The sequence below is a fragment of the Streptomyces sp. MAR4 CNX-425 genome (genome assembly GCF_048656465.1).
GTDB lineage: Bacteria > Actinomycetota > Actinomycetes > Streptomycetales > Streptomycetaceae > Streptomyces.
Genome location: NZ_JBMDLF010000012.1, coordinates 132188 through 152550 on the forward strand (window position 1 = coordinate 132188; position 20363 = coordinate 152550).

Sequence of the window (20363 nt, forward strand, 5' to 3'; positions counted from 1 at the left end):
CGGCCTCGCGGCCCGCGGCCTCCCGCCTCAGTCCGGCCGCGTCGGCACCGGCCCGGCCAGGGCGGCGGGGATCTGGGAGCGCGAGGTGAAGCCGAACTTGGCCAGGATGTGCTCCACGTGCGCGTCGACCGTGCGCTTGGAGATCACCAGCTTCTCGGCGATCTCCCGGTTCGTCAGCCCGCGCGCGACCAGCCCCGCCACCTGCCGCTGCCGCGGCGTGAGCCCGTCGCCCGGGCCCGGCGGCTGGGCCGGGACCGCGGGCGCGGCCGGCGCCGCCTCGTCGGCGAGCGCCAGCTCCACGGCGCCGTCGACGGGTAACCGGCCACCCTCGGCGAACGCGGTGTCGTAGCCGTCGTTGCCCAGCGCCTCGCGGGCCGCGTCGGCGGCGCCGCCGTGCAGGTCGTGCAGGACGGGGATGCCGAACCGGGGCTCCTTGACCGCCCGCCGCCACAGCGCGTCCGCCGCGCCCTGGAGGACGGCGACCCGCTCGAAGTGCCGCAGCTCCGCGGCGCGCCAGGCGAAGCCCTCCAGGAAGTGCGCGATGCCCATCAGCTCGTGCAGCTGGGCCTTGGCGCGGATGCCCTGCCGGGCGCACTCGATGCTCTCCGGGTGGTCGCCCTTCAGCCACAGGCCGATGCTCTTGACCCACAGCGCCCACCCGCGCGACCACAGCTCGGCGGGGGTGTCCGCGTTGCGCCGCAGCGAGTCCTCGCAGAGAGCGATGCCCTCGCCCGTACCGCCGTTGAGGACGTGGAAGAAGCCCACGAAGAAGCCGCTCATCAGCAGCCCGGTCGTGTCGCCCTGCGCGGCCAGCTCCCGCCGGGCCGCCTCGAAGCCCTCGGCGACGCCGTCGGTCCGGCCGCGGAAGTAGCGGGTGTGGTGGCGGAAGGCGCGGGCCCAGGCGAGCCCCGTGCGGTCGTCGATGCGCAGCGCGACGGCCTCGGCCTCGTCCAGCAGCGCGTACGTGTCCCCGCGCTCGCCCTGCAGATCCATGAACCAGCAGGTCAGCCAGAGGGCCTTGACGCGCTCCGGGCGGTCCTCCGGGCAGCGGTCGAGGGCGCGGCGCAGCCAGTAGCGGCCCTCGGTGAGCAGCCCGGCGCAGTGCCAGTAGCCCCACAGCAGCGTGGCCATCCGCAGGCCCGCGGAGGCGTCGTCGGGGTCGGCGAGGCAGAACTCCAGCGCGACCCGTACGTCGGCCTGGTCACGCACCATCTGCCGCAGCAGCTCCACCTGCCGGTCGCCGGTCCACCCGGCCTCGAACAGCCGGGCCCGGCGCAGGAAGTGGTCGCGGTGCCGGCGCCGGGTCCGCTCCTCCTCGGCGCCCGGGCCGAGCTGTTCCAGGCCGAACTCCCGGATGGTGTCGAGCATCCGGTAGCGGGTGCCGTCCTCGGACTCCACCCGCAGCACCACGGACTTCTCGACCAGCCCGATCAGCGCGTCGAGCACGTCCCCGGCGGGCAGCGCGTCCCCGGCCCCGCCCGCCTCCGCGCCGACGGCCTCGGCGACCTCCAGGCTGAACTCCCCGGCGCAGACCGCGAGCCGGGACCACAGCAGCCGCTCGGGCCCGGTGGACAGCTCGTAGCTCCAGCCGATCGTGGTACGGAGCGTCTGGTGCCGGGGCACGGCGGTGCGCCGGCCGCCGGTGAGCAGCTGGAAGCGGTGGTCGAGCCGGTTCAGCATCTCCTCGGGGGAGAGCACCCGCAGCCGGCTGACGGCCAGTTCGATGGCGAGCGGGATGCCGTCGAGGCGGCGGCAGAGCGCGAGGACGTCGGCGCGGTTGTCGTCGTCGACGGTGAATCCGGGCACCGCGGCGGCGGCCCGGTCGGTGAACAGCCGCAGCGCGTCCTCGGCGGGTCCGGAGTCCGCGACATCCAGCGGCGGGACCGGCAGGATGTGCTCGCCCGCGACGTCCAGCGGCTGCCGGCTGGTGGCCACCACGTGCAGCTGCGGCGCGGCGCGCAGCAGCTCCTCGGCGAGCACGGCGCAGGCGTCGACCAGGTGCTCGCAGGTGTCGAGGATCAGCAGCGCCGTCTTGTCCTTGAGGTACGCGGCGAGCGCGTCCTGCGCCGGCAGGGCGGTCTGCTCCGGCAGGTCGAGCGCGGCGGCGACGGTGTTGGGCAGCAGCCGCGGGTCGGCCAGGGCGGACAGTGGGACGAGGGCGACCCCGTCGGGGAAGCGGGAGCGCAGCCGGTGCGCGCCGCGCACGGCGGTACGGGTCTTGCCCACCCCGCCGGGCCCGGTGAGCGTGACCAGGCGGGCCTGCCGCAGACAGGTGTCGAGCAGCGCGAGCTCCTCCCGGCGGCCGACGAAGCTGGTGGCCTCGGCGGGCAGTTCACCGGCGCTGCGGTTCCTCATCGTGGTCCCCCGGAGGTCGGTGGCCGGCTGGTGTCGCACAACCGACGACCGTAAAGGTGCCGGGGCGGGCGGCGGGCGAGTCCGCGGGATTCGGCCGGCCGGCGGGCCCGAGGTGGCACAATGCCCGCCCCGCCGCCGCCCGGCCGCCGGGTGCCGTCAGCCGGGCGGGGGGCGCCAGCCGGCGACCAGGGCCAGCAGCCCGGGGAAGCGGGCTTCGAGGTCGGCCACCCGCAGCTGGTTGCCGCGGGAGAGCCCGTACTGCCGCTGGCGGATGAGCCCGGCCTCGCGCAGCGTGCGGAAGTGGTGCGTGAGCGAGGACTTGGGGCGGTCGATGCCGAACCAGCCGCACGGGTGGTCGATGCGCTCCGCCTCCAGCAGCAGCTTGCGCACCACGTGCAGCCGCAGCGGGTCGCTGAGCGCGGCCAGCACCGTTTCGAGCCGCAGCTCGGCGCGCGTCGGCTCGGGCAGCGGCGCGGGCAGGTCCGCGGGCTCGGTGAAGCTGCGGAAGCCGGTGGTCGCGTCCACCGCGGGAGCGGCGGAGGCGGTGGTCGGGGGCATCGGCGGACTCCTTCCTTGTACGAGTTGCATCGTACTGCAGAGATGCTGTACGAATCTACTCGTACTAGTGGCTGTACGAGAGACCTCGTACAGTGTCGGTTCACCTGTCTGGAGCGCGCATGACGGCACACACCCGCCGGCCGGACCGCACCGCCGCCACCCCCGGGGCCGCCGAGCCGCCGCCGGGGTCGCGCCGGTGGATGTGGCTGGCCGCCTGGCCCGTCGTCGTCGCCCTGGCGCTCTCCAACGAGCCCGCGCCGCTCTACGTGCTGTGGCAGGACCGGCTCGGCTTCTCCGCCGCCACCATCACGCTGATCTACGCCGGCTACATAGCCGGGCTGCTGGCGGCCCTCACCTTCGCGGGCACCCTCGCCGACCGCTACGGGCGCAAGCCCGTGCTGCTGCCGGGCCTCGCGCTGGCCCTGGTCGCCGCCGCGCTCTTCGCCACCGCGCACTCCGTCGCCGTGCTGGGCGTGGCCCGGGTGCTCAGCGGGTTCGCCGTGGGCGCGTTCCTCGCGGCCGGCATGGCCGCGGTGGCCGACCTGGCGCCGGCCGGCGAGAAGCAGCTCGGCGGCCTCGTCGCCTCCGCCGCCATGGTCGGCGGCGCCGCCCTCGGGCCGCTGCTGGCCGGGGTGCTGTCGGAGGCGCTGCCGCACCCGACCGTGCTGGTCTTCGCGGTGCAGGCCGGGCTGCTGCTCACCGCGCTGCCGGTGGTGCTGCGGATGCCGCTGCGCCGGCCCGGCGCGCAACCCCGCGGGGCCGGCCGCGCCCTGCGCGTCCCGTCCGTGCCCCGCGAGCACCGCCGCACCCTGCTGCTCAGCCTGGCCGTCTTCGCCCCCGCCATGACCGCCACCGGCTTCGTGCTCTCCCTCGGCCCGTCCCTGCTGGCCGAGCTGCTGCACACCGGCAACCGCGCGCTCGCCGGCGGCATGATCTTCCTGCTCTTCGCGGCGGCCACCGGCGTCCAGTTCGCCGTCCGCGGCCTTCCCGTACGCACCCTCTTCCGGCTCGGCGCCGCGCTCACCACCGCCTCGATGGCCGCCCTGGTGCTGGGCACCGCCGCCACCTCCGTGCCGCTGCTGCTCGCCGCCGCCGTCCTCGCCGGCCTCGGCCAGGGCAGCTCGCAGCTCGGCGGCCTGAGCACGCTCAGCGCGCGGGTGCCCTCGGCCCGGCTCGCCGAGGCCAACGCGGCGCTCACCTCGGGCGGTTACCTGATGGCCGGCGCGCTGCCGGTGGCCGCGGGGTACCTCAGCGACGGGGTGGGGCTGACGGCGGGCACCACCGCGTTCGGCGTCGCCGTCGCGGTGCTGGTGACGGCCGGCGCGGTGGCGGCGACCCGGCGCTGAACCGGCGCCGCCCGCCGGCTACGGGACGGCCCTCACCACTCCGCGAACGACCCGTCCGGGTGCCGCCACACCGGGTTGTGCCAGCTGTCCGCGGTGCCGTCCGCGGCCCGTACCGCCCGCTCGTCGATCTCCACGCCCAGCCCCGGGCCGGTCGGGCGCAGCAGGTGCCCGGCGTGGAAGCGGAAGACCTCCGGGTCGGCGACGTAGTCGAGCAGCTCCGCGCCGGCGTGGTAGTGGATGCCGATCGACTGCTCCTGGATGAGGAAGTTCGGCGTGCAGAAGGCGAGTTGCAGGCTCGCCGCCAGCGCGAGCGGCCCCAGCGGGCAGTGCGGGGCGATCGCCACGTCGAACGTCTCCGCCAGCGAGGCGATCCGCCGGGTCTCCGAGATGCCGCCGGCGTGGGAGAGGTCCGGTTGCAGCACCGCGACGCCCGCCCGCAGCGCCGGCAGCACCTCGCCGCGCGAGTACAGCCGCTCGCCGGTGGCCACCGGCAGCGACGTCGCGCCGGTGACCCGCTCCAGCAGGTGCGTGTGCTCGGGCAGCACCGGCTCCTCCACGAACATCGGCGCGTACGGCTCCAGCACCCCCATCGCCCGGATCGCGCCGGCCGCCGAGAACCGCCCGTGGAAGTCGACGGCGAAGTCCCCTTCCGGCCCCAGCGCGTCGCGGGCGGCCTCCGCCCGGGCGGCGACCCGGCGCAGGCCGGCGACGTTCGGCAGCCGGTCCATCCGCCCGGAGCCGTTCATCTTCACCGCGGTGAAGCCGGCCTCCACCTGCGCGGCGACCTGGTCGCGCACCTCGCCCGGCTCGTCGCCGCCGACCCAGCAGTACGCGCGGGCGCGCTCGCGCACCGGCCCGCCGAGCAGCCGGTGCACGGGCGCGCCGTACGCCTTGCCGGCGATGTCCCACAACGCCTGGTCGAGCCCCGCGACGGCGGAGGAGAGCACCGGCCCGCCGCGGTAGAAGGAACCCTTGGTCATCAGCTGCCAGTGGTCCTCGACGCGCAGCGGGTCGGCGCCGACGAGGAACTGCTCGGCGAGTTCGTGGACGGCCGTGCGGACGGTCGCCGCCCGGCCCTCCACGACGGGCTCGCCCCAGCCCACGAGACCGTCGTCCGTCTCGATCCGGCAGAACAGCCAGCGCGGCGGCACGGCGAAGGTCTCGACCCGGGTGATCTTCAACTGCTCACTCCTTGACGCTGCCCTCGGTCAGCCCGGTCCGCCAGAAGCGCTGGAGGACGAGCATCGCGACGGCCAGGGGGATGACGGAGACGAAGGCCCCGCCGACGGTGTACTGCGTGAGTTCGGGCACCCGGTCCGCGGCCTGCTGCCAGGTGACCAGCCCGAGGGTGATCGGGTACTTCCGGTCGTCGGAGAGCATCACCAGCGGGAGGAAGTAGTTGTTCCAGATGTGCACGAACTGGAAGAGGAAGACGGTCACCAGCGCCGGCGTCATGATCCGCAGGACCAGCGAGAAGAAGATCCGCCCCTCGCCCGCGCCGTCCACCCGCGCCGCCTCCAGCAGCGAGTCGGGCACCGCCGCCTCGGCGTAGATCCGGCAGAGGTAGACGCCGAACGGGCTGACGACGCTGGGGATCAGCACGCCCCAGTAGGTGTTGGTGAGCTCCAGCTTGCTGAACATCAGGTAGAGCGGCAGCGCTAGCGCCGTCGACGGCAGCAGCACGCCCGCCAGGACGAACTTGAAGACCGCCTCCCGGCCCGCGAAGCGGTACTTGGCGAGCGCGAAGCCGGCCGCGGCGGACAGCAGCGTCGCCACCACCGCGCCGACGCCCGCGTACAGCAGGGAGTTCAGCGCCCAGCGCAGATAGACGTGCCCGTCGTAGCTGAAGACGTCGCCGAGGTTGTCCCACAGCCGCGGGTCGTCGAACCACAGCCCGAAGGAGCCGTAGAGGCTGTCGTTCGACTTGGTGGCCGCCACCACCAGCCAGTAGACCGGCAGCAGGAAGTACAGCGCGGCCGCCGTCAGCACGGCGACGAGCAGGATACGGCCCGGGCCCGGTACCCGGCGCCGCCGGCGCGGTGGCGGGGCGGGGCGGGACCCGGCCGCCGGGGCGGCCTCGGTGGTGGTCGTGCCGGTGGCGCTCACCGCTCGCTCCTTTGCTTGCGGGTGACGAGGCTGAGGAATCCGAACGACAGCACCATGGCGACGACGGCCAGGATCACCGACTTGGCCGCGGCCAGGTACAGGTTGGCGTTCGCGAAGGCGTCGAAGTACGCGCTGAGGTTGGGGGTGTAGTCGGTGGTGACGGCCGGGGCGACCTTCTTCAGCACCAGCGGCTCGGCGAAGAGCTGCATCGTGCCGATGATGGAGAACACGGTGGTGAGCACCAGAGCCGGCCGCACCAGCGGGATCTTGATGCGCAGCGCCGTCTGCCAGGGCCCGGCACCGTCGATCTTCGCGGCCTCGTACAGCTCCTGCGGCACCGACTTCAGCTGGGCGATGATGATCAGCATGTTGTAGCCGGCGAACTCCCAGATCACGATGTTCGCGATCGACCACAGCACGCTGTCGTAGCCGAGGAAGTCCGGCTGGAAGCCGAGGTCGCCGAGCACGTCGTTGACCGGGCTGACCCCGGGCACGTACAGGAAGCCCCACAGGATGGTGGCGATCACCCCGGGGATGCCGTACGGCAGGAAGTACGTGGCCCGCAGCAGCCCCGCCCAGCGGTCGGAGACCTGGTCCAGCAGCAGCGCGAGGACCAGCGCCAGCAGCAGCATCACCGGCACCTGCACGACGCCGAAGAGCAGCACCCGGCCGAAGCCCTCGACGAACGTCTCCTGTTGCAGGGCCAGGGAGTAGTTCTCGAAGCCGGCGAAGCCGACGGACGGCTCGCCCAGGCCCAGGGGGCCGCTGCGCTCGACCTTCAGCATGCTCTGGTAGAGGGCGTAGAAGATCGGCACCACCATCGCGAACAGGTACAGCGCGAGGAACGGGCCGAGGAACGCCCACGCCTTGCGGTCGGGGCGGCTGCGCCGCCCGCCGCGGGGCTTCGCGGAGGTGCTCATCTCGCGCTCCTCGCCTTGAGTCCCTTGGCCTTCAGGTCGTCCACGAACTTGCCCTCGGCGTCCCTGAGGGCCTCGCCGAGCGAGCCGCTGCCGGCGAGCACGCGGCCGAAGGCGTCCTGGATGTGGGCGTACGACTGGGTCGTGGTGGGCGCGAAGCGCCAGGAGGTGTCGACGTTGCTGTCGGACAGCTGGAAGACCTCGTTGTAGCGCTGGCCGCCGAAGAACGGGTCGGGCTTGCCGAGCGCGGAGTCCGCCAGCTCGATCCTCGCCGCCGGCCAGCCGTAGCCGGCGGCGATCAGCAGGTCGATCGCCTCGGGGTCGGTGTTGAGCCAGTGCGCGAACTCCAGCGCCTCCACCGGGTGCCTGCTGCCCTGGAGGATCGCGGTGGCCGAGCCGCCCCAGTTGGACGAGGCGTGCGCGCCGCGCTCCCACTGCGGCAGCTCGGCGACCCGCCACCGGCCCTCGGTGCGCGGCGCGTTGCCGCGGATGAGGGCGTCGTACCACTGGGCGCCCGGCCAGGTGGCGATCCGGCCGGTCTGCAGCCCCTTGAAGAACGCGGACTGCGAGTCCTGGGTGGGCCACACCAGCCCGTCGGAGAGCATCCCGTCCCAGAAGTCGGCGACCTCCAGGGACTCGGGGCTGGTGAGGTCGACCACCCAGGTGTCGCCGTCGGTGCTCACCCAGTGGGCGCCGCGCTGCCAGGGGAAGGAGGCGAACCACTGGGCGTTGGCGGGCGGGAAGGCGGTGATCACGGAGCCGCCGCCGCGCTTTCTGATCTTCAGGGCCGCGGCCCGGTACTCGTCCCAGGTCGCCGGGACGTCGATGTCCCACCGCTCGAAGAGGTCCTGGCGGTAGAAGAGCCCCATCGGCCCGGACGCCTGCGGGATGGCGTACGTCCGGCCGGCGAAGACGCCCTGCTGCCACTGCCAGTCGACGTAGCGGCCCTTCAGCTCGTCGGCGCCGTACTCGCTCAGGTCCGTCAGGCCGTTGACGAGCATGAACTCGGGCAGCGCGTAGTACTCCACCTGCGCCAGGTCGGGCGGGTCACCGGCGGTGAGGGAGGCGTGCATCTTCTGGTAGCCGCCGGAGGTGTTGGCGGGCACCGTCTGCACGTCGACCTGGATCTCCGGGTTCCGCTTGTTCCACAGCGCCACGGCCTTCTGCAGCGGCACCCAGGTCCAGAACCTCAGCGTGACCTTCTGGCCCGGCTTCCGCTTGGTCGCCCGGGTCTGCCGGGCCGCGCCGACCTCCTCGCCGCAGCCCGCCAGGGCACCCGCGGCGGCCGCCGCGGCGCCCCAGGCCAGGACCTCTCTTCGGGTGGGCATCCGACCTCCTCGTCAGTGCGTCTTCTCGGTAGCGGCAGGCGGCTCAGGGGACCAGGACGACGACGCCGCGGGCGGGCAGCTCGACCGCGGTGACCGGGGCGGCCGCGGCGTCGGCACCGTCGCCGACGAGCGCGCGCATCGGCTCGGGCAGGGTGACCGTTGCGGCGCTGGCGCCGTGGTTGAGCAGGAACAGGAAGCGCTCGTCCGCCCCGTCCGCGCCCTCGCGCACGGTGGCCTGCACGCCGGCCGGCAGCCCCGGCAGCACGGGCGCCACCCCGGCCCCGGCGCGCACCCGGTCCACCAGGGTGCGCATCGCCTCCGGCGCGAGCCGGGTGCCCGCGTACCAGGCGACCCCGTCCCCGTACCCGTGCCGGGTGACGGCGGGCCGCCCGGCCAGCTCGCCGGCGCCGAACGCGGCGACGGCGGTGGCGCCTTCGAGGTCGACCGACTCCGACCACAGGTCGCCGGTGCCGGTGAGCGCGCCGGTCAGCGGCAGGCTCTGGTCCTCGGCCAGCGGCCAGAACTCCTCCACGCGCAGCCCCAGGACCTCGCGCAGCGGCGCCGGGTAGCCGCCGGTGTGGACCCGGTCGCAGTCGTCGGAGATGCCGGTGAAGTACGAGACGAGCAGGTGCCCCCCGGCGCGTACGTACGCGGTCAGCCGCCTGCCCGTCTCCTCGCTCATCAGGTACAGGTTCGGCACGACCACCAGCCGGTAAGCCGACAGGTCGCGGTCCGGCGGCACGACGTCGCACGGCACGCCCGCCTCGAACAGCGGCTTGTAGTGCCGGCGCAGCGTCTCGGTGAAGTCCAGGTCCGCCGACGGGTGCGAGCCCTGCTCCAGCGCCCACCAGCTGTTCCAGTCGGCGAGCAGGGCCACGTCCGGCCGCGCGCGCGAGCCGGCGAGCTGCGGGACGGCGCCCAGCTCCCGGCCCAGCTCGCGCACCTCGCGGAAGATCCGGGTGTCGGTGCCGGCGTGCGGCACCATCGCCGAGTGGAACTTCTCGGCGCCGCCCGGGGTCGCGCGCCACTGGAAGTACAGCACCGCGTCCGCGCCCTGCGCGACCGCCTGCCAGCTCCACAGCCGCATCGACCCGAACGGCTTGGGGCTGTTGCGGCGCCGCCAGTTGACCGCGCTGGGCGCCTGCTCCATCAGCATCCACGGCTGCCCGCCGCCCGCGGAGCGGGTCAGGTCGAAGGCCAGGCCCGCGGTGAGGTGGGTCTCCGGGTCGTACGGGTCCTGGTAGAAGTCCAGCGCGGTGACGTCCTCGTGCGCGGCCCAGGAGAACGCGTCGACGGCCTTGTGCAGCGGCAGGTGGTTGGTGGTGACGGGCACGTCGGGGGTGATGCGGCGCAGCGCCTCCTTCTCGGCGAGGTAGCACTGCAGCAGGGCGTCGTCGCAGAAGCGGGCGAAGTCCAGCTCCTGGGCCGGGTTGGGGTGGGTGGGGGTGGTGCGCGGCGGGAGGACCTGGGCGAAGGTGTCGTAGCGCTGCGACCAGAAGGTGGTGGCCCAGGCGGTGTTGAGCGCCTCGACGGTGCCGTAGCGCTCCTGGAGCCAGCGGCGGAAGTCGGCGGCGGAGACGTCGCAGTAGCAGCGCGGGTTGGAGCAGCCGTACTCGTTGCCGATGTGCCAGCTGTCCAGGGCGGGGTGGGTGCCGTAGCGGGTGGCGAGTTCGGTGACCAGGCGGACGGCGTGCTCCCGGTAGACCGGGCTGGAGGGGCAGTAGTGCTGCCGGGAGCCGGGCCACTTGCGGACGCCGTCGGGGCCCTGGGGCAGGATCTCCGGGTGCCGCTCGGAGAGCCAGGGCGGCGGGGAGGCGGTCATGGTCGCCAGGCAGACGCGCACGCCGGCGGCGTGCAGGTCGTCCAGCACGCGGCCGAACCAGTCGAAGTCGTACTCTCCCGGGCGCGGTTCGACCAGCGCCCAGGAGAAGATCCCGGCTGTCACCATGGAGACTCCGGCCTCCTTCATCAGCCGGATGTCCTCGGCCCTGACCTCCTCCGGCCAGTGCTCGGGGTTGTAGTCGCCGCCGAAGTGGATGCGCCTCACGTGTGCTTCCTCCGCCCCTCTTGCTGATTTCGTAATTTACGAATTAACGTGCGGGCAACGTAGAAGCGCCGTGGCAGATCCGTCAATACCCGGAGCGTGAACTCGTGACAGCAGCCGGACCCCCGCAACTCGGCCGCTACGCCGGCCGGACCGCCGTCGTCACCGGCGCCGCCGCCGGCATCGGCGCGGCCGTCGCCCGGCGGCTCGCCGCCGAGGGCGGCGCCGTCGTCGTCGCCGACATCGACGGCGACCGGGCCGAGGCCGTCGCCGCGGAGATCACCGCCGCGGGCGGCACCGCCGCCGCGGTCACCGCGGACGTGGCGGGGGAGGAGGGCTGGGCGCGGATCACGGCCGCGGCCGGCGCGTTCGGGCCCGTCGGCGTCCTGGTCTCCAACGCCGTCGCCGTCGACGTCGCCCCCGCGCACGAGACCTCGCCCGGCTCCTGGCGGCGCCAGGTCGACGTCGGCCTCACGGCCGCGTTCCTCGGCTTCCGCGCCTGCCTGCCCGGCCTGCGCGCGCAGCCGGACGCCCCCGGAGCCGTGGTGCTGGTCTCGTCCGTGCACGCCACGCACGGCATCCCGGGCCATCCCGCGTACGCCGCCGCCAAGGGCGGGCTGCTGTCGCTCGGCGGCCAACTCGCCGTCGAGTACGGCCCGTCGGTACGGGTGAACACCGTGCTGCCCGGCCCCGTGCTCACCCGGCTGTGGGACCGCGTCCCCGAGGAGGACCGCCGGGCCAGCGCGGCGCAGACCGCCGCCGGCCGGCTGGGCGCGCCGGAGGAGGTGGCCGCCGCGGTCGCCTTCCTCGCCTCGCCCGAGGCGTCCTACGTCACCGGCGCCAGCCTGGTCGTGGACGGCGGCTGGAGCGTCGTAAAGTCATCGGCCTGAAGGCGGAACGGGCGGGGGCCCGCCGGGGCGCGCCGGAGCAGCGACACAGGGAGGAGCAAGCGGCCATGTCGGGTTACGCCCGCCGCGGAGTGCACGGCCAGACGGTGGAGGCCCTCGCGCACCGCGTCCTCAGCGGCGAGATAGCCGAGGGCGCCACCCTCGACCTCGCCGCCGTGCAGGCCGAGCTGGGCGTCAGCCTCACCGCGCTGCGCGAGTCGCTGAAGGTGCTGGCCGCCAAGGGCATGGTGGACGCCCGGCAGAAGCGCGGCACGTTCGTCCGGCCGCGCTCCGACTGGAACCTCCTCGACGCCGACGTGCTGCGCTGGCGCTTCGAGACCGCCGGGCGGGAGCAGGGCGACGGTGCCGCCGCGCGGGCCGCCTCGCCGCTGCTGCGGGACCTGGACGAGGTGCGCGGCATCGTCGAGCCGGCGGCCGTGCGGCTGGCGGCGGTGCGGCGCACCGCCGCGGACCTGGCGGCGCTGGACGCGGCGCTCGCGGCGATGGCCGAGGCGCGGGACGGGGCCGCCGCCTCCGCCGCGGCCGTCGCGGCGGACCTGGCGTTCCACCGCGCGCTGCTGGCCGCCTCGCACAACGAGCTGCTGGAGCGCATGGACCTGGTCATCGCCACCGGCCTGGCCGCCCGCGACCGGCTGGTGCACGGCCCCGGGCACCATCCCGGGGACCCGGTGCCGAGCCACCGCGCGGTGCTCGACGCGGTACGGGCCGAGGACCCGGACGCCGCCGAGACGGCGATGCGCGGGCTGCTCGCGCAGGCGGCGCACGACCTCGCCGAGCTGACCGCGGCGCCGGAGCAGGAGCCGGGCCCGGCGGCGGGCTGACGGGCGGCCGGCGCGGGGCGGTTCCGCGGTCCCGTACCCACGCGTGCGCCCCGCCGCGCGGACGCATCCGCGCGACGGGGCGGCTTCGGCACTCCGGCGGGCCGTCCGGCCCGGGGGGTCAGTACCAGTTGTTGGCCTGCCAGAACTCCCAGGCGCCGCACGGGCTGCCGTAGCGGTCGTTCATGTAGTCCAGGCCCCACTCCAGCTGGGTGACCGGGTTGGTCTGCCAGTCGTCGCCGTGCGAGGCCATCTTCGAGCCCGGCAGGGCCTGCATCAGGCCGTAGGCGCCGGAGCTGGGGTTCGTCGCGGTGTGGTCCCAGCCGCTCTCCCGCTCCACGATGTTGCTGAAGCAGGTGAACTGGTCGGCGGGCACGATCTCCCGGGCCGCGGCCTGGATGCCGGACTCGGTGGTCGGCACGCTCGCCTGCGACGCCTCGGTGGCGCCGCCGGAGCCGCCCGAACTCCCGGCGGAGGACGAGCCGTTCGGGTCGATCGACCGGTCGACCTCGCCGCCCTCGGTGTCGACGCGCAGCTCGGTGCCGACCGTCAGCGCGGCCGGGTTGTCGCCGATCGCCTTCTCGTTGTCGACGTAGACGCGCTGCCAGCCGCCGGGCACGTCGTACTTCGCGGCGATCTTGGACAGCGTGTCGTTCGCGCCGACGGTGTGCGTGACGTACCGCTGCTTCTTCTCGGTCTCGGCGGCGGTCCGGTCGGCCTCGGTCGGCTTGTCGGCGGCCTGCTTCTTCCCGTCGAGGTCGAGTTCCTGGCCCGGGAGGATCAGGTGCGGGTTGTCGCCGACCGCCGCCTTGTTGGCCTCGTAGAGCCGCTGCCAGTCGGCCCCGAATCCGTTGTCCTCGGCGATCTCCGAGAGGGTGTCGCCCTTCTCGACCGTGTAGGCGTGCGCGGCGGTCGCCGCGACTCCGCCGGCGACGGGCAGGGCTATGCCCACGCCCGCGGCGGCGGCATAGCGGCGGCTGGAGCGCGACTTGGGCGCGCGCCGGGTGCCGGTTCCGGCCATGGTGGCTCGCTCTTTCTCCGACGCCTGCGAAGTGAGCTGTCGGGTTCGGGCTGGAGTTGCCCGGCCGCGTCGTGCGATGCGGCTTCACCCCGAGTCGGGGAGTCCGGTGCGGTTGCCACCGTGTCTCCGGCCGACGGAGAAGTGGTTCCCCCGCTCCTGCCCGAACGGCTGTGGGGACGACGGTTCCGGGCTCCGACGGGCAGGATTCGGCGTACCGGAGCGCGGTGCTCGCGTCTGCGAACGTCTCGGACACTAGGAGATCGAACGGCAGATCACAAGAGGATCACGAGGATCCACGCCTACTCTGACGCTCCGTGGCTACGCGCGCACGCGTGGGACGGATGGGGCGCCTGTGACGTTCGACACCGCCGCCGCGGCGCAGCGCCTCCAGCAGCGGCGGCCCCGCCGGTACGACGAGACCGCGCACCCCGCGCTGCGCGGCCCCGGCCAGCGCGGCCCGCCAGGCATCCGGCCCGGCCGGCGCCGCCGCCGGGGTCCAGCGCCCGCCGTCCGGCTCCTCGTACCCCGGCCCCGCGGGCGCCAGCCGGCGGAAGGCGGGCACCGAGGGGGCGACGGCGACGAGTTCCGCGCACCGCCGGGAGTCGGCCGCCAGTGCCAGCCGGCGCTCGCTCAGCAGCACCACGGTGGCCAGCGCCCGGGCCAGCCACGCGGCCTGCGGCACGCTGTCGGGCAGGGCGACGACGAGCCTCGCCCGGTCGGTGGCGCCGGCCAGGGCGGCGGCGAGCGCCAGGACGTCGTGCGCCGGGTCCGGACCGCCGTCCAGCCACAGCGCGTCCGCGCCGGCGGAGTCGTACGCCGCGCACTCCGCCAGCCAGGAGGCGGGCTCCTCGGGCATTCTGGGCAGCAGCACCCCGACCCGGACCGCCCGTCCGGCGCCGGCAGCGCCGCTGGACGGGGGTGGTGACACGCTCATCGCAGGCCTCCCCGAGTGGCTGATGAGGGCCATCGGGGGCATACCGTACGCCCTTGCGTCGCGGAAGGCAGCGTTTCGTGCACCCACGGTTCATGATTTCTGGAATTCCATCGCGCGCCCGCGCCCGCGCGCGTGGACGGCAGGGCACGCGTGGAGGGAGGGGACGCCCCCCGGGCGTCCCCTCCCTCTCTGTGCTCCCGGCCGGTGGCCCCCGTCAACGGGCGCGGGCCACACCCCCGTTCGCCGGGTCGGGCTCGCCGTCCGTCGCGACCGGCGAGTGGACCGGGTGGCGCCGCCGCCGCGGGTGCGCGGCAGGTGCGCCGGGGTGGGTCATTCCGGGCTCCGGGAGAGCAGGAAGTCGGCGTCGCCGGCCTTGGCGCCCTCGATGAAGGCGTCCATCTCGCCCGGGGTGTAGATCAGGGCGGGGCCGTCCGGGTCGGCGGAGTGCCGTACCGCTATCCGGCCGTCGCGCAGCCTCATGGCCTCGACGCAGTTGCCGCCGTTGCCGCCGCTCCACGGCTTGCGCCAGCCTTCGGCGCCGAGGTCCGCGGCGGGCATGCCGTTGTAGATGCGTTTCATTCACAGCTCCTTGCGGAAGTCCCGGAGGATCTCCTTCGTGCGTTTCGCCGTCGCCGCCTGGGCCGCCATGTGGTCCAGGGCGGCGAGGTGTGAGGCCACCTCCTGCCGGCCGTCGAGGTAGACGGCGCCGGTGAGGTACTCGGTGTAGATCATGTCCGGCAGCTCCGGAACGGCGAACCGGAAGAGGACGAAGGGGCTGTACGTGCCCGGGTGGTGCCCGGTGCGGAACTCGGCCATCTGCAACGTGACGTTGGGCAGCGCGGCGACGTCGAGGAGCCGGTCGACCTGCGCGCGCATGACCGCGCCGTCGCCCACCGGGCGGCGCAGCACCGTCTCGTCCACGATCGCCCAGAACCGCGGCGCGTTCTCGCGGGTGAGCAGCTCCTGGCGCTCCATGCGCAGCGCGACGTGCCGCTCGATCTCCGCGGGCCCCACCCGGCCCAGGGAGCCGATCTTCAGCACGTGCCGCGCGTAGTCCTCGGTCTGCATCAGGCCGGGCACGAAGTGCGGCTCGTACGACCTGATGAGCGACGCCGCGCCCTCCAGGCTCACGTACATGCTGAACCAGTCGGGGAGGATGTCGTGGAAGCGCTGCCACCAGCCGGGCTCGTTGGCCTCCTCGGTGAGCGCGACGAAGGCGTCGACCTCTTCCTGGCCGATGCCGTACGTCTGCAGCAGCAGCTGCACGTAGGGGACCTTGAGCGTGACCTCGGCGGTCTCCATCCGGCGGACCGTGGCCGGCGCGACGCGCAGGACCCGGGCCGCTTCCTCCCGCTTCAGCCCGGCGTGCTCGCGCAGCTCCTGCAGTCGTTTGCCGAGAACGACCTGCCCCACGGTCGGCGCGGACCGCGGTTCGCTCACGCCATACCTCCCTGTCCGAATGCCTCAAGCAGTGTGCCACGAGCAGAGCTTTCTGCACACAGTGCAGGGGCAACTCTGAAAAATTCAGAGTGGGGGTTGCCAAGTGGCCGCGGCGGGACCATAGTTTGGGACGTGAGCCAGTCCACACAGCTGCATCGTTCGGGGGTCGTGACACAGGACCCCGGCGTGCCGGGGGCCCGTTCGGGGGCGGATGCGGCGCGGAGCAGGTTCGAGGTGCCCGGTCGGGCGGAGGCCGTTGCGGTCGCCCGCCGGCTGGCCCGCGAACAGCTGCTCCGCTGGGGGGTGGAGGACGAGGTGGGCGACAGCGCCACCCTCGTCCTCTCGGAGCTGGTGACCAACGCACTGCTGCATACGGGGAGTCGGCGCATAGGGTGCGAGCTGCGCTGCAGCGCCGACAGCCTGCGGCTGGCCGTCACCGACCAGGGTGCCGAGCCGGGAAGCCTGCGGGTGCAGCGGTCGTGCGCGGACGAGCAGGGTCGGGGGCTCCTGCTCGTCACCGCGGTGAGCAGCAGCTGGGGGGCGTACGACGCCCGTCCCGGCCCGGGCCTGGTGGTCTGGGCGCAGCTGCGGCGCGAGGTGCCGGCGGCCGGGGGGGCCGCCGCACCGAGCACCCGGACGGCCGGTGCGCCGGAGACATCGGGGGCCGACGCGGTGGCCGGCCGGGCGGTCGTCGAACGGGCGGCCGGATGAGGCGCACCGGGCCCGGCGGCCGGCTCCGGCTGGCCGTACCGGGCGCGGGCGCCGCCGCGCTCGGCTGCGACGCCGTGGGCGTGCCGGAGCGCCTCGGATACGACGTGACGGCCCGGCTGCCCCGCGTCGGCTGCGTCTTCGCCTACGGCGGCCGGTGGTGGTGGATCGTGCCGGGCGGCTCCGACCTCGGCCTGTTCTGGCCGCCGGCCGTCGACTACGCCCCGGGGGCCGCGGTCTCCCTCGCGGCGGCGGGTCCGGGCGGGGCGGCCGCCGTGCCCCGGCTGGTGCACCGCCCGGCCGACGGGGTTCCGTACACCCCGCCGATCCCGCTGTACCTGCTGCTCTGCCGGCGCACCGGGACCGAGCCCGCCTGGTCCTGCGATGTCGCCGGCGCGGCCGGCGGACGCAGCGACGCCGCCTGACCACCCGCGGCGGACCGGCCGCCGGGCACCTCCTCGACTCGGTTGCGGGGGAGGTGCCCACGGCCGGTCCGCCGAGGGCCGCGCACGCCCGGTGCCCCGGCCGCCGCGGGGGCGGGCCGGGGCACCGGAGCGCGCGCTGTTGCGGACCCGTTCAGCAGTCCCGGCCGCGCAGGGCCGCCATCGCGTCGTAGCTCGCCTCGGCCGCCCAGATGGAGCCCTGCGGCTCCTGCGGGCCGCGGTCCTGCTCCCAGAGGTACAGCGGCAGCCCGGGCGCCCGCAGCCCGCTGAAGAACCGGCGGAAGTCCAGCTCACCCCGGCCGAAGACGACGTCGCGGTACTGGTTCGTCAGCTCCGGGTCCCGCACGCCGTCCTTGACGTGGAAGGCGATGTAGCGCCCCGGGGCGGCGTTGACGTAGTCCAGCGGGTCGAACTCGCCGAGCTCGTCGCGGAAGCGCAGCGAGGCGCCGAACGCCCAGAGGATGTCCAGCTCCAGGAAGACGTACCGGGGGTCGGTGCTGTCGAGGAACAGGTCGTGGCGGCGCACGCCGGGCCGGTCGGCGACCGGGCCGAACTCGTTGGTGTGGTTGTGCTGGTAGATCTTCAGCCCGTGGCGGCGGGCCGCCTCCCCGGACTCGTTGAAGCGGTCGGCGCCGGCCTGGATCTCCGCCGCCGTGCGGCCGGGGAAGTCGCTGGCGGTGCCGACGTAGTCCATGCCGAGCGCGACGGCGTTCTCGAACTCCCGCTCGCGGGTGTCCGCGTTGAGCAGCGCGTTGAGCCCGACGTGGGCGCCGCCGGCCCGCAGGCCGAGGTCGTCGAGGAGCGTACGCAGCTTCGGGACGGTCATGTCCGGCTCCGCCGGCGAGCTGTAGCCGGCGAACTCGATGTGCTTGTAGCCGATCGCGGCCAGCTCCGTCAGCACCGGGGTGAAGCCGCGCTGCTGGATCTGGTCGCGGACGCTGTAGAGCTGGAGGCCGATGCGGCCCCGGGGGATCAGGCCGCCGCGGCCGTGCCCGTGGGCGGCGGCGGGGGCGGCGAGGGCCCCGGCGCCCGCGGCGACGGCGGCGCCGGCCGCCGTGCCGGCGGCGGCCCGGAGGAATCCACGGCGGTGCAGGCTGGGCTTGCTCATGCGGTGTCTCTCCTGCGTAGTCGGTGTGGACGTGGCGGGAACCGCGGGGTGGCGTACGCGCGCGCACGCCACCCCGCGCCGTGCCGGAGGCTCAGCCGGCGGCCTTCATGACGGCCCGGTCGCTGCCGACAAGGCCGCCCGGGTCGGTGTACTCGGCGACGAACACGCCGGTGATGTCGCCCTCGGAGGGGTCGTGGCCCGAGATGGGCTCGGTCTGGACGGTGCCGGTGCAGCCCGTGGTGGTGCTCTGCGGGTGGCCGTGCGTGTCGTGGCCGACGATGTAGTGCACCTGGACCCTGGCGCAGTCCACCTCGGCCTCGTCGGCCACGGTGACCTCGAACTCCACCGCGTCGCCGAAGTGGAACTCCTGGCCGTCGGCCGGCTTGACCAGCGTCACCTCGGGCGCCTGGTCGCCGACGGTGACGTCGACGTCCCGGTACGCGGAGCGGCCCTTGCGGTCGGTGACCTTCAGGGACGCCTTGAAGGTGCCGTCCTCCTCGTACGTGTGCGAGGTGTTCATCTCGGTGGAGTCGGTCCTGCCGTCGCCGTCGAAGTCCCAGGCGTAGCGCACCCGGTCCCCGTCGGGGTCGGCGGTGCCGTCGGCGGAGAACTCGACCGTCAGCGGCGCGAGGCCCTTGACCGGCGAGGCGGCCAGCTCCACCCGCGGCGCGTGGTTGCCGGTGCGGCCGATGTAGTCGATGCGGGAGAGCTGCGCGTCCGGGTTCTCCGAGAAGTAGCCGTCGCCGTACTCCAGGACGTACAGGGCGCCGTCCGGGCCGAACTCCATGTCCATGGGGTTGTCGACGGGAGGCTCGGCGACCCCCTGGGCGACCGGGTTGACCGCTTCCACGGCGCCGGAGCGGTCGAGCCGGAACTCCCTGATGTAGTCGCGGGACCACTCGGCGAACAGCGGCGTCCCGTCGTAGTACCGGGGCCAGGCCACGTCGCGGTTGAACAGCGTGGTCAGCCAGTCGTGGTCGTACGCCGGGCCTGCCATCGGGGCGATGCCGCCGGTGCCCAGGCCCGGGAACTCGGCGGACTGGCCGTAGGAGTACCAGACCTCCGGCTGCTCCACCGGCGGCAGCTCGGTGCGGCCGGTGTTGTGCGGCGAGGTGTTCACCGGCTCGGCGCAGTCGAAGGCCGCGCCGGACTCGCCGGTGGCGAAGTCGTGGTCGTGGTACGGCAGTTCCGCGGTGGCGCAGTACGGCCAGCCGTAGTTCCCGGGCTCGTCGAGGACCAGCCACTTGCCGTGGCCGGCCGGGCCGCGGGTGTCGCTGGCCTGGCGGGCGTCGGGGGAGTAGTCGGCGACGTACACGTCGTCGGTGTGCGGGTCGATCTCCATCCGGTACGGGTTGCGCAGGCCCATGGCGTAGATCTCCGGCCGCGCGTCCGCTGCGCCGCGCTCGAAGAGGTTGCCCCGGGGTATCCCGTACGAGCCGTCGCCGCGGACCTTGATGCGCAGCACCTTGCCGCGCAGGTCGTCGGTGTTGGCGGAGGTCCGCTGGGCGTCGAACGCCGGGTTGCGGCCGTCCCGTTCGTCGATCGGCGTGTAGCCGTCGGACTCGAACGGGTTGGTGTCGTCACCGGTGGTCAGGTAGAGGTTGCCCTGGGAGTCGAAGTCGATGTCGCCGCCGACGTGACAGCAGATGCCCCGGTCGACCGGGACCTGGAGGATCTTCTGCTCGCTGTCGAGGTCGAGGGTGTCGCCCCGGAGCTTGTAGCGGGACAGCTGGAGGTGGCCCTTGTAGCGGTCCCAGTCCGCCTGCGTGCCCTCGAAGGGCGCGTCGCCCTCGTTGACGGGGGTGTCGGGGTCGTCGACCGGGGTGTCCAGCGGCGGCGAGTAGTAGAGGTAGACCCACTTGTTGTGGCGGAAGCCGGGGTCGACGGCGACGTTCTGCAGCCCCTCCTCGTCGTGCTGGTACACGTCGAGCTCGGCGGCGAGCTTGTTCACGCCGGTGTCCGGGTCGTTGAGCCACACCTGGCCGGCGCGGGTGACGTGCAGGACCCGCTCGTCGGGCAGGACGGCGAGGTCGAGCGGCTCGCCGGGGCGGTCGTTGAGCGTGATCTTCTCGAAGGCGGAGTCCGGCGGCGGCCGGTCCCCGCCGTCCGGCGGCGCCGCGGTCGCGCCGGGCGCGACCAGCAGCGCGGCACCGACCGCGCCGGCGGCGAACAGGGCCAGTCTTCGTAGCATTTCCCCTCCCAGGGGCTTGGACGACAAGGCGGCTGGACACGCTCCTGGGTGGTCGGCCCGTTCGCGCCGTCCTTGATCGGCCCACGCGCTGTGGCTCGTTGCGCGGCTTCACGTCCCCCCGCCGCGCACACTCCCGAC

18 protein-coding genes and 1 riboswitch are annotated in these 20363 nt (G+C 74.2%); of the genes, 5 read left to right on the top strand and 13 right to left on the bottom strand.

Translation table 11 applies throughout. From position 1 onward, the window contains the following. Positions 1-27: 27 nt before the first annotated feature. Both ACHZ99_RS28590 and ACHZ99_RS28595 read right to left on the bottom strand, forming a co-directional pair. Positions 28-2355, bottom strand: a complete 2328-nt coding sequence (locus tag ACHZ99_RS28590) for an ATP-binding protein (protein ID WP_420307672.1) — start codon at positions 2353-2355, stop codon at positions 28-30. A 156-nt stretch (positions 2356-2511) separates the two neighbouring features. After that, a complete protein-coding gene (locus tag ACHZ99_RS28595; RefSeq protein ID WP_420307673.1) occupies positions 2512-2913 on the bottom strand; it encodes an ArsR family transcriptional regulator in 402 nt (133 codons plus the stop codon). 119 nt (positions 2914-3032) lie between these two features. Between ACHZ99_RS28595 and ACHZ99_RS28600 the strand changes: the two genes are divergently transcribed. After that, positions 3033-4259: an MFS transporter gene (locus ACHZ99_RS28600; protein ID WP_420307674.1), complete on the top strand. Its 1227-nt coding sequence runs from the start codon at positions 3033-3035 to the stop codon at positions 4257-4259. A gap of 32 nt (positions 4260-4291) precedes the next feature. On the opposite strand, the gene dgoD is transcribed toward ACHZ99_RS28600, so the two are convergent. From dgoD to ACHZ99_RS28625, 5 genes are read right to left on the bottom strand one after another with little or no spacing between them, the layout of a single operon-like run. Further along, positions 4292-5440 (bottom strand): galactonate dehydratase, encoded by a 1149-nt coding sequence (dgoD, locus tag ACHZ99_RS28605; RefSeq protein WP_420307675.1) that lies wholly within the window; start codon positions 5438-5440, stop codon positions 4292-4294. 4 nt (positions 5441-5444) lie between these two features. Next, positions 5445-6365, bottom strand: coding sequence for a carbohydrate ABC transporter permease (locus ACHZ99_RS28610; protein ID WP_420307676.1), 921 nt, complete (start codon positions 6363-6365; stop codon positions 5445-5447). After that, a complete protein-coding gene (locus ACHZ99_RS28615; protein ID WP_420307677.1) occupies positions 6362-7285 on the bottom strand; it encodes a carbohydrate ABC transporter permease in 924 nt (307 codons plus the stop codon). Before ACHZ99_RS28615 ends, ACHZ99_RS28610 begins: the two co-directional genes overlap by 4 nt. Then, on the bottom strand, positions 7282-8610 hold the full coding sequence (locus ACHZ99_RS28620; protein ID WP_420307678.1) for an ABC transporter substrate-binding protein: 1329 nt from the start codon (positions 8608-8610) through the stop codon (positions 7282-7284). The genes ACHZ99_RS28615 and ACHZ99_RS28620 overlap by 4 nt, the downstream gene beginning before the upstream one ends. A gap of 43 nt (positions 8611-8653) precedes the next feature. Further along, a complete protein-coding gene (locus ACHZ99_RS28625; RefSeq protein WP_420307679.1) occupies positions 8654-10657 on the bottom strand; it encodes a beta-galactosidase in 2004 nt (667 codons plus the stop codon). A 104-nt stretch (positions 10658-10761) separates the two neighbouring features. Between ACHZ99_RS28625 and ACHZ99_RS28630 the strand changes: the two genes are divergently transcribed. Further along, a complete protein-coding gene (locus tag ACHZ99_RS28630; protein ID WP_420307680.1) occupies positions 10762-11544 on the top strand; it encodes an SDR family NAD(P)-dependent oxidoreductase in 783 nt (260 codons plus the stop codon). 65 nt (positions 11545-11609) lie between these two features. After that, complete coding sequence (locus ACHZ99_RS28635; protein ID WP_420307681.1) at positions 11610-12383, top strand: FadR/GntR family transcriptional regulator; 774 nt, start codon at positions 11610-11612, stop codon at positions 12381-12383. Between the two features lie 118 nt (positions 12384-12501). Here the strand turns inward: ACHZ99_RS28635 and ACHZ99_RS28640 are convergent, their stop codons facing one another. From ACHZ99_RS28640 to ACHZ99_RS28655, 4 genes are all read right to left on the bottom strand, one after another. Beyond that, the gene (locus ACHZ99_RS28640) at positions 12502-13401 is read right to left on the bottom strand and encodes a LysM peptidoglycan-binding domain-containing protein (RefSeq protein ID WP_420307682.1); all 900 of its coding nucleotides are present in this window, start codon (positions 13399-13401) and stop codon (positions 12502-12504) included. A gap of 6 nt (positions 13402-13407) precedes the next feature. Then, a riboswitch (cyclic di-AMP (ydaO/yuaA leader) is annotated at positions 13408-13581 on the bottom strand. Between the two features lie 103 nt (positions 13582-13684). Further along, positions 13685-14335: a hypothetical protein gene (locus tag ACHZ99_RS28645; protein WP_420307683.1), complete on the bottom strand. Its 651-nt coding sequence runs from the start codon at positions 14333-14335 to the stop codon at positions 13685-13687. Positions 14336-14665: 330 nt separating this feature from the next. After that, a complete protein-coding gene (locus ACHZ99_RS28650; RefSeq protein WP_420307684.1) occupies positions 14666-14914 on the bottom strand; it encodes a DUF397 domain-containing protein in 249 nt (82 codons plus the stop codon). Continuing rightward, the gene (locus tag ACHZ99_RS28655) at positions 14915-15775 is read right to left on the bottom strand and encodes a helix-turn-helix domain-containing protein (RefSeq protein ID WP_420307686.1); all 861 of its coding nucleotides are present in this window, start codon (positions 15773-15775) and stop codon (positions 14915-14917) included. It lies immediately after the preceding gene. 132 nt (positions 15776-15907) lie between these two features. Here ACHZ99_RS28655 and ACHZ99_RS28660 point away from each other — a divergent pair, with 132 nt between their 5' ends. Next, the gene (locus tag ACHZ99_RS28660; RefSeq protein WP_420307687.1) at positions 15908-16486 is read left to right on the top strand and encodes an ATP-binding protein; all 579 of its coding nucleotides are present in this window, start codon (positions 15908-15910) and stop codon (positions 16484-16486) included. Further along, a complete protein-coding gene (locus ACHZ99_RS28665; RefSeq protein WP_420307688.1) occupies positions 16483-16908 on the top strand; it encodes a hypothetical protein in 426 nt (141 codons plus the stop codon). The genes ACHZ99_RS28660 and ACHZ99_RS28665 overlap by 4 nt, the downstream gene beginning before the upstream one ends. Before the next feature lie 151 nt (positions 16909-17059). On the opposite strand, the gene ACHZ99_RS28670 is transcribed toward ACHZ99_RS28665, so the two are convergent. Continuing rightward, positions 17060-18034 (bottom strand): sugar phosphate isomerase/epimerase family protein, encoded by a 975-nt coding sequence (locus ACHZ99_RS28670; RefSeq protein ID WP_420307689.1) that lies wholly within the window; start codon positions 18032-18034, stop codon positions 17060-17062. Between the two features lie 91 nt (positions 18035-18125). After that, positions 18126-20225: a PQQ-dependent sugar dehydrogenase gene (locus ACHZ99_RS28675; protein WP_420307690.1), complete on the bottom strand. Its 2100-nt coding sequence runs from the start codon at positions 20223-20225 to the stop codon at positions 18126-18128. Between the last annotated feature and the right edge of the window lie 138 nt (positions 20226-20363).